Source organism: Dermacoccus sp. Ellin185 (assembly GCF_000152185.1).
GTDB classification, from domain to species: Bacteria; Actinomycetota; Actinomycetes; order Actinomycetales; family Dermatophilaceae; genus Dermacoccus; species Dermacoccus nishinomiyaensis.
Genome location: NZ_AEIQ01000071.1, coordinates 23,380 through 30,525 on the forward strand (window position 1 = coordinate 23,380; position 7,146 = coordinate 30,525).

General features: G+C 66.7%; 8 protein-coding genes. 7 read left to right on the top strand and 1 reads right to left on the bottom strand.

What is annotated here, in order from left to right:
• Positions 1-13 precede the first annotated feature (13 nt).
• From HMPREF0321_RS07815 to HMPREF0321_RS07845, 7 genes are all read left to right on the top strand, one after another.
• Complete coding sequence (locus HMPREF0321_RS07815; RefSeq protein WP_006945576.1) at positions 14-1,357, top strand: UDP-glucose/GDP-mannose dehydrogenase family protein; 1,344 nt, start codon at positions 14-16, stop codon at positions 1,355-1,357.
• 113 nt (positions 1,358-1,470) lie between these two features.
• Positions 1,471-2,280 carry an exodeoxyribonuclease III gene (locus HMPREF0321_RS07820; RefSeq protein WP_006945618.1) on the top strand — a complete coding sequence of 270 codons (810 nt, stop codon included), beginning with the start codon at positions 1,471-1,473 and terminating at the stop codon, positions 2,278-2,280.
• A 1-nt stretch (position 2,281) separates the two neighbouring features.
• Positions 2,282-3,127, top strand: a complete 846-nt coding sequence (locus HMPREF0321_RS14880; RefSeq protein WP_006945599.1) for a low molecular weight phosphatase family protein — start codon at positions 2,282-2,284, stop codon at positions 3,125-3,127.
• A gap of 32 nt (positions 3,128-3,159) precedes the next feature.
• Complete coding sequence (locus HMPREF0321_RS07830; RefSeq protein WP_006945583.1) at positions 3,160-3,795, top strand: DUF4433 domain-containing protein; 636 nt, start codon at positions 3,160-3,162, stop codon at positions 3,793-3,795.
• Positions 3,796-3,814: 19 nt separating this feature from the next.
• Complete coding sequence (locus HMPREF0321_RS07835) at positions 3,815-4,861, top strand: macro domain-containing protein (RefSeq protein WP_006945605.1); 1,047 nt, start codon at positions 3,815-3,817, stop codon at positions 4,859-4,861.
• A 43-nt stretch (positions 4,862-4,904) separates the two neighbouring features.
• Positions 4,905-5,711: an HAD-IIA family hydrolase gene (locus HMPREF0321_RS07840; protein WP_006945614.1), complete on the top strand. Its 807-nt coding sequence runs from the start codon at positions 4,905-4,907 to the stop codon at positions 5,709-5,711.
• Positions 5,704-6,459, top strand: coding sequence for a low molecular weight phosphatase family protein (locus tag HMPREF0321_RS07845; protein ID WP_006945600.1), 756 nt, complete (start codon positions 5,704-5,706; stop codon positions 6,457-6,459). The genes HMPREF0321_RS07840 and HMPREF0321_RS07845 overlap by 8 nt, the downstream gene beginning before the upstream one ends.
• 65 nt (positions 6,460-6,524) lie before the next feature.
• On the opposite strand, the gene HMPREF0321_RS07850 is transcribed toward HMPREF0321_RS07845, so the two are convergent.
• A partial coding sequence (locus HMPREF0321_RS07850; RefSeq protein WP_139023594.1) for a DUF4276 family protein occupies positions 6,525-7,146 on the bottom strand: 622 nt, incomplete at its 5' end.

A 7,146-nucleotide genomic window follows, 5' to 3' on the forward strand; every position in this document is an offset into this window, starting at 1 on the left:
TAGAATCTGCGGCATGGGTTTGAAGATCTCGGTGATCGGCACGGGCTATCTGGGTGCGGTGCATGCGGCGTGCATGGCTGAGTTGGGTCATGACGTGGTGGGTGTCGACACGGATGTGTTGAAGATCGAGGCGTTGGCGGCGGGGCGTAGTCCGATCTTCGAGCCGGGGTTGCCGGAATTGTTGGCGAGCGCGCAGGCGTCGGGTCGGTTGCGGTGGTCGACGGACATCGCTGATGTGGCGGATGCTGATGTGCATTTCGTGTGTGTGGGGACGCCGCAGAAGCCGGGGGAGTATGCGGCGAACACGGATTATGTGTTCGGTGCGTTCGCGTCGTTGGCGCCGCACATGAAGGCGGGGTCGGTGGCGGTGGGCAAGTCGACGGTGCCGGTGGGGACGGTGCCGCGCGTGCTTGAGGTGCTGCGGGCCGGCGTGTGTGACGGGGTGGATGCGCGTCTGATCTGGAATCCGGAGTTCTTGCGTGAGGGATTCGCGGTGAAGGACACGTTGACGCCGGATCGGTTCGTGTATGGCGTGGAGGGGGAGTTCGCGGAGGCGAATGTCGCGCGTCTGAATGAGGTGTATGCGCGGGCATTGGCGGCGGGTACGCCGCGGTTGGTGACGAATTTCGCGACGGCTGAGTTGGTCAAGGTGAGCGCGAATGCGTTCCTCGCGACGAAGATCTCGTTCATCAATGCGATGGCTGAGGTGTGTGAGGCCACGGGTGGGGATGTCGTCGCGCTCGCGGATGCGATCGGGCATGACGAGCGCATCGGGCGCAAGTTCTTGGGTGCGGGTGTCGGGTTCGGTGGGGGGTGCTTGCCGAAGGACATTCGTGCGTTCATGGCGCGTGGTGAGGAGCTTGGCCTGGCGGAGTCGGTGGAGTTCTTGCGGACGGTGGATGCGACGAACGTGCGGCGTCGTGAGCGTGTCGTGAGCTTGGTATGTGAGGCGCTGGGCGGCGATGTGGCGGGTGCGCCGGTGGCGGTGTTGGGGGCGGCGTTCAAGCCGAACTCTGACGATATACGTGACAGCCCGGCGTTAGATGTCGCAGAGCGTCTGATGGCGTTGGGTGTGGATGTGCGGGTGCATGATCCGCAGGCGTTGGTGGTGGCGCGGGCGCAGCGTCCGGGTCTGGGTTATGTCGACACGGTTGATAAGGCGTTGTTGGGGGCGCGGGTGGTCGTGTTGTTGACGGAGTGGCAGGTGTACCGCGATCTCGACCCGGCCGTTGTTGCTGAGCAGGTCGCGGGTCGTGTGCTCATCGATGGGCGGAATGCGTTGGATCGTCAGCGGTGGGCTGAGGCGGGTTTCACCGTCCACGCCCTCGGCCGCCCGACGATCACCCCCGCAAGCTGACCTCTTCCCCGCGTCCAGATGCACGCGGGTGCACTTGGACGCAGGGTTTCGGGCTGGGCGCGGTTGCGGTCGGTGGGTTCGACACGATCATCCGGCCTTGAAACGATGAGCCCATGCGAGTGATCACGGCGAACGTCAACGGCATCAGGGCAGCGCAGCGTCGCGGGGGTCTGGAGTGGTTGGCGCAGCAGGAGCCGGACGTCGTCGCGATGCAGGAGGTGCGCGCGTCGGCGAAGCAGTTCGCAACCGCACTCGACGGTTCGGCTCTCGCCGAGTATGAACTCGCGCACGCCGAGTCGGCCGCTGCGGGCCGTGAGGGCGTCGCCATCCTGACGAAGCATGCGCTCGCGTCGTCGAGCAGCGTCATCGACGGCTTTGACGAGATCGGCCGTTGGGTGGAGGCTGACGTCGTCGTCGACGGGCGCAGCGTCACGATCGCGAGCGTCTACGTGCACACCGGCGAGGCGGGCACCGACAAGCAGACTGCGAAATACGCGTTCCTCGACGCGCTGGAGGCGCGGATGGCGCAGCTCGTCGACCGTCCGGCGCTCGTCATGGGCGATTTCAACGTCGCGCACACGGCGAACGACCTCAAGAACTGGAAGGGAAACCGTGGCAAGGCCGGGTTTCTCGAGGACGAGCAGGCGTACCTGACGCGGCTCACCCAGAACGGCTGGGTCGACGTCGTGCGCGCCAATCACGGCGACGTGCCGGGCCCGTACTCGTGGTGGTCGTGGCGCGGCAAGGCGTTCGACAACGACTCCGGGTGGCGCATCGACTACCAGTTCGCGAGCCCGGCGCTCGCCGCCGTTGCCCGCGAACCGTGGATCGGGCGCGCCGCAGCCTACGATCAGCGGTGGAGCGACCACGCGGCGGTCGTCGTCGACTACGACCTCGCCGCGCTCGAGACGACGGGGGAGTGACGTGAGCGAACCGCGCGACGCCGCGTCGTCGGGCGAACCGGCACAGGCTGACGAGGCCGTCGAGCCCGTCACGCCCGGGCAGTGGGGCACGTTCCGCACGCGCGCCGATCAGCGACGGCTCGCGCAGGTGCAGGCCGCGAAGCGCGAGCGTGAGGCAGCGCGAGCCCGCCCGGACGTTTCGCTCAGCCTCGATGCCGGGCCGGCGCCGGTTCGCCCTCAGCAGGCGGGCCATGAGGTCGACAGCCTGGCCACCGGGGATGATCGCGAGACCTTCACCATCCTCGTCGTGTGCACGGGAAACGTCTGTCGCTCACCGTATTTCGAGCGTGTGCTGGCTGCCGACCTGGCGGGCCTGCCGGTACGCGTCGAGGGCGCCGGGACGGGCGCGTTGCTCATCGACAGGATGTCGTCTGGATCGCAGGACCTCCTGCGTGAGCGCGGCCTCGACGGCGCGCGCTACCGTCCGCGTCAGGTGACGCCCGCGCTCGTGCGCGAGGCGGACCTCGTGCTGGCGGCGTCGCGCGAGCATCGGCGGGTCCTCGTCGAAGAGGCGCCAACGGCGGCGTCGCGCGTCTTCGCGTTGCTCGACTTCGCCGACGTCTGCGCCGAGGCGCCCCTACCCCGAACCCAGGGCGTCGACGGGCTGCGCGAGTTGGTCGCCAATTCGCAGGCGGGCAGCGTCGAGCGTCACAGCGCTCGTTCGGATGCCGAGGCGGAGATACTCGACCCGTTCCGTCAGGGCCCAGAGATCTTTGCGAGGATGGCGGCGCAGGCCGATCCGGCGCTCGCGACGGTGGCGGAGATGACGCGTCGGGTCTTTGCCGATGACTGCCGAGCGGTGAACTGACGCACATGAGTGTGGGAGCCAGGGGGAATCACATGTGGCCGGGCATCGTTCATTTCACGCGTGTGGAGCATCTGGGGACTATCGTCCAGCAGGGCCTGCTCAGCGATCATGCCGTCGGTAGCGCTCTGCAGCATGAGATCGGCAATCGCAACATCAAGGCCCAGCGCACCCGTCGAGTCGTACCGATTCCTCCGGGGGGAGTGGTCGCCGATTATGTCCCCTTTTACTTCGCGGCCAGGAGCCCGATGATGTACTCCATTGCGATGGGCAACGTTCCGGGCTATGCCGAGGGCACCGCACGCATCGTCTATCTCGTCAGTGACGTGGGCCGTGTGCTCACGGACGGGATGCGCGTGGTCATCAGTGACCGCAACGCGGCGTTGCACGTAGCAGCGTTCCGACCACCGACGGTTGAGCTGTTCGCGGGGGATTTCATCGACTGGGATCTCATGCGTGCCCGCTACTGGGGTCAGTACGACGATGGCTCGACGCGCGCTGATGGCAGGGAACGGCGCATGGCGGAGTGCCTCGTGCACCAAAAGGTCAGCTGGGGTTGCATCACGCATGTTGTGGCGAAGTCGGAAGCCGTCGCGCGTGAGGCACGTCTACTCTTGGGCGATCGTCTGCCGCCGGGCGGAGTCGTTGTCAGACCTGAGTGGTACTTCTAGGACAGGAAGGAGAATCATCATGATCACGGATGCTTCAGGCGACCTGCTCAAGGCTCCGGTGGACGCGCTCGTCAACACCGTGAACACCGTCGGCGTGATGGGCAAGGGTATCGCCCTCCAGTTCAAGAGGGCCTTTCCGCAGATGTACGCCGCCTATCGAGCTGACGCCGATCGCGGGCTCATCATGCCCGGGCGCATGCATGTCTGGGATACCGGGCAGATGCTGCCCCCCCGCTACATCATCAACTTCCCCACCAAGCGGCATTGGAAGACGCCATCTCGTCTGGATGACATCGAAGCGGGCCTACAGGATCTCGTCCGCGTCGTACAGGAACGAGAGATCGGATCCCTCGCCGTTCCCCCTCTCGGCTGCGGCAACGGGGGGTTGGACTGGGCCGTGGTGCGCCCACTCATCGTGGAGGCGTTCGCCGCAGCGCCCGGGGTCGACGTGCGCCTGTTCGCGCCCGAAGGGCCCCCTGCCGCTGCAACCATGGTGGCACGCGCTGCAAGGCCGCAGATGACCCCGGGGCGTGCGGCGCTCGTCGAGATGGTGCGGGCCTATACAGGGCAGGCCTTTTCCGCGCCCGGGCTCATCGAGGTCCAGAAACTCATGTACTTCCTGCAAGAGGACGGCCAGCCGCTTCAACTGAGGTTCAAGGCCCACCACTACGGGCCGTATGCAGATAACCTGCGCCATGTTCTGAGCTTGGTCGAAGGCCATTTCCTGATGGGCTTCGGTGACGGCAGCGCACGGGTGCAGCAATCGGAACCCCTTCGCGTCGTCGAGGGTGCCGCCGCGGAGGCGGAGAACGTCCTGGCGGGAAGTGAGTACCTCAGTTCCATCGAGCGCGTACTGGCCACGGTCGAGGGTTTCGAAAGCCCCTATGGCTTGGAACTGCTGGCCACCACGCACTGGCTCATGACGCGCGAGCACGCGACATCGGTGGGCGATCTGGTGTCGCATGTCGCAGCGTGGTCAGATCGCAAGAGGCGCATGTTCTCGGACCAGGATCTCGCAGCAGCACGCACGCATCTGGTGGAGCGCGGATGGGCACAGGCAGCCTGAGTGCGCATGACAACCCTTTCGGCACGACAGTGAGGATGATCAGATGAGCAACCACCACGCAGTGGAGTGCTGGCTGACGGACATGGATGGCGTTCTCGTGCACGAGGAACGCGCCATTCCGGGGGCTGCGGAGTTCTTGCAGGCGTTGCAGGAGACGGGGCGTCGCTTCCTCGTGCTCACGAACAACTCGATCTACACGCCACGCGATCTGCGCGCGCGGTTGCTCGCGTCGGGCATCGACGTGCCGGAGGAGGCGATCTGGACGTCGGCGCTCGCGACGGCGCAGTTCCTCGCCGATCAGCGCGCCGGTGGCAGCGCGTACGTCGTCGGTGAGGCGGGGCTGACGACGGCGCTCCATAACGTCGGCTACACGATGACGGAGCGAGACCCCGACTACGTCGTGCTGGGGGAGACGCGCACGTATTCGTTCACGGCGATCACGCGCGCGATCCGTCTCATCGAGGGTGGCGCGCGGTTCATCGCGACGAACCCGGACGTCACGGGCCCGAGCACGGAGGGGCCGTTGCCGGCGACGGGGTCGATCGCGGCGCTCATCACGGCGGCGACGGGCGTCAAGCCGTACTACGTCGGCAAACCGAATCCGCTCATGATGCGCAGTGCGCTCAACCGCATCGACGCGCACTCGGAGTCGACGGTGATGATCGGTGATCGTCTCGACACGGACGTGCGCAGTGGCCTGGAGGCGGGGTTGCGCAGCATCCTCGTGCTGACGGGGTCGACGAAGCCCGACCAGGTCGACCGCTACCCATTCGTGCCGACGCGCATCTGCGATTCGATCGCCGACGTCGTGCCGCTCGTCCACGAGCTCGCGCCGCACGACCATGAGTGACTTCGACCCCTGGGCTGACGAACGCGACACGCCGTCGGCCCCGAGCAGTGCGTCCCAACGGTCTGGAGCCGCGCCGGCCACGCAGCCCGATTCATGGTGGGGGGATGAGGACGCCAAAGCCGCCGACGCGACGCTGCGGCCCGCGCGCCGCGCGCAGCCGGCATCGGGGCCCCAGCAGGCACCGCGTGAGCCGAGCATCCTGACGGTGTGCACCGGCAACATCTGTCGCTCTCCGTACATGGAGCGTGTGTTGGCGCACGAATTGGCGCCGCTCGGGGTGCGTGTCAGCAGTGCGGGCACGGGTGCGCTCGTGGGGCAACCGATCGAGCCGGGCAGTGCGCGGTTGCTGGAGGCGCGGGGCGTCGACACGTCGAACTATGCGGCGCATCAGATCACCGAGGAGATGGTGGCCGGGGCCGATCTCGTGCTAACGGCGACGCGTGAGCATCGTCGTCTCGTCGTGCAGGTGGCGCCGTTCGCGCTGCGCAGGGTGTTCGCCGTCCTCGACTTCGCGGATCTGTGCGACGGGCTCACGCCCGCTGACGTGGCCCGCGCGCCGGGCGACAACGTCGTCGCGCAGCTCGTCGCCGCAGCGGGTGCTCGGCGTGCTCAGGTGCCGGCACGTCAGGACGACGCGGCGGACGTCGTCGACCCATACATGCGTGGTGACGCGGTGTTCCGCCAGATGCAGGCGCAGCTCGACGGCCCGTTGGCGACGATCTCCAGGGTGCTCAGCCCGTCGGTGTGACGCATCACGAGTCACGGGGATGCCGCGTTCACGCGCATCCTCCACCGTTGGTGTGCTCAGGGCACTCAGGTCGCGTGGTTGTGTGCTGCCGCCACGATTTCTGACAGCCATTGGGCGAAGGTCGGGCAGCGCTCCAGGATGTCGTCGAACGGCACCTCATCGAGCAAGCTGATGCCGGTCGCGGTCTTCACGTAGGTCCGGCATGCCGCGGTGAGACGGTGCGACGGGCTCGTTGCAATGCTTCCGTTGATGGCTTCGATGTCCCCACCAAAATTGCGGATGACGTCTCGCAGCGCGCCGAGTTCGGCATCGGTCAGGCTGGACCGCGCGCCCGCGTCGATGGCGGCGAAGACCAGCGTCTCGAACTCGTGCATGATGAGGTGCGGCTGAACGCGGAAGGAGTTCACTTTCTCGCGCATACGGCCCAGGAGAACCTCGCGGTATTCCGCGCCGGAGCGTTCGGCGTCGAAGCCGGGTGTGTCACGGGGAACCCCGTAGAAGTCCATGAGGATGCCCACCGCAGCCTTGTCGGGCTGCGCGGCCAGGGCGCAGGCCAGGGGCACATATTTGTGCCAGGGCGCGCCGCCCTTGTGGCTGCCTGTCGGCGTCGATTTGGTCTTGGCGATCGTGGGGATCGCGAACATGTCGTGCCGCGAGAGATATGGATTGAGGGCTCTTCCTACCTGA

What these genes read in the sequence shown, in the direction of transcription:
- HMPREF0321_RS07815 (WP_006945576.1), top strand. Translation starts at nt 14, where the DNA reads ATGGGTTTGAAGATCTCGGTGATCGGCACGGGCTATCTGGGTGCGGTG.
- HMPREF0321_RS07820 (WP_006945618.1), top strand. Translation starts at nt 1,471, where the DNA reads ATGCGAGTGATCACGGCGAACGTCAACGGCATCAGGGCAGCGCAGCGT.
- HMPREF0321_RS07830 (WP_006945583.1), top strand. Translation starts at nt 3,160, where the DNA reads ATGTGGCCGGGCATCGTTCATTTCACGCGTGTGGAGCATCTGGGGACT.
- HMPREF0321_RS07835 (WP_006945605.1), top strand. Translation starts at nt 3,815, where the DNA reads ATGATCACGGATGCTTCAGGCGACCTGCTCAAGGCTCCGGTGGACGCG.
- HMPREF0321_RS07840 (WP_006945614.1), top strand. Translation starts at nt 4,905, where the DNA reads ATGAGCAACCACCACGCAGTGGAGTGCTGGCTGACGGACATGGATGGC.
- HMPREF0321_RS07845 (WP_006945600.1), top strand. Translation starts at nt 5,704, where the DNA reads ATGAGTGACTTCGACCCCTGGGCTGACGAACGCGACACGCCGTCGGCC.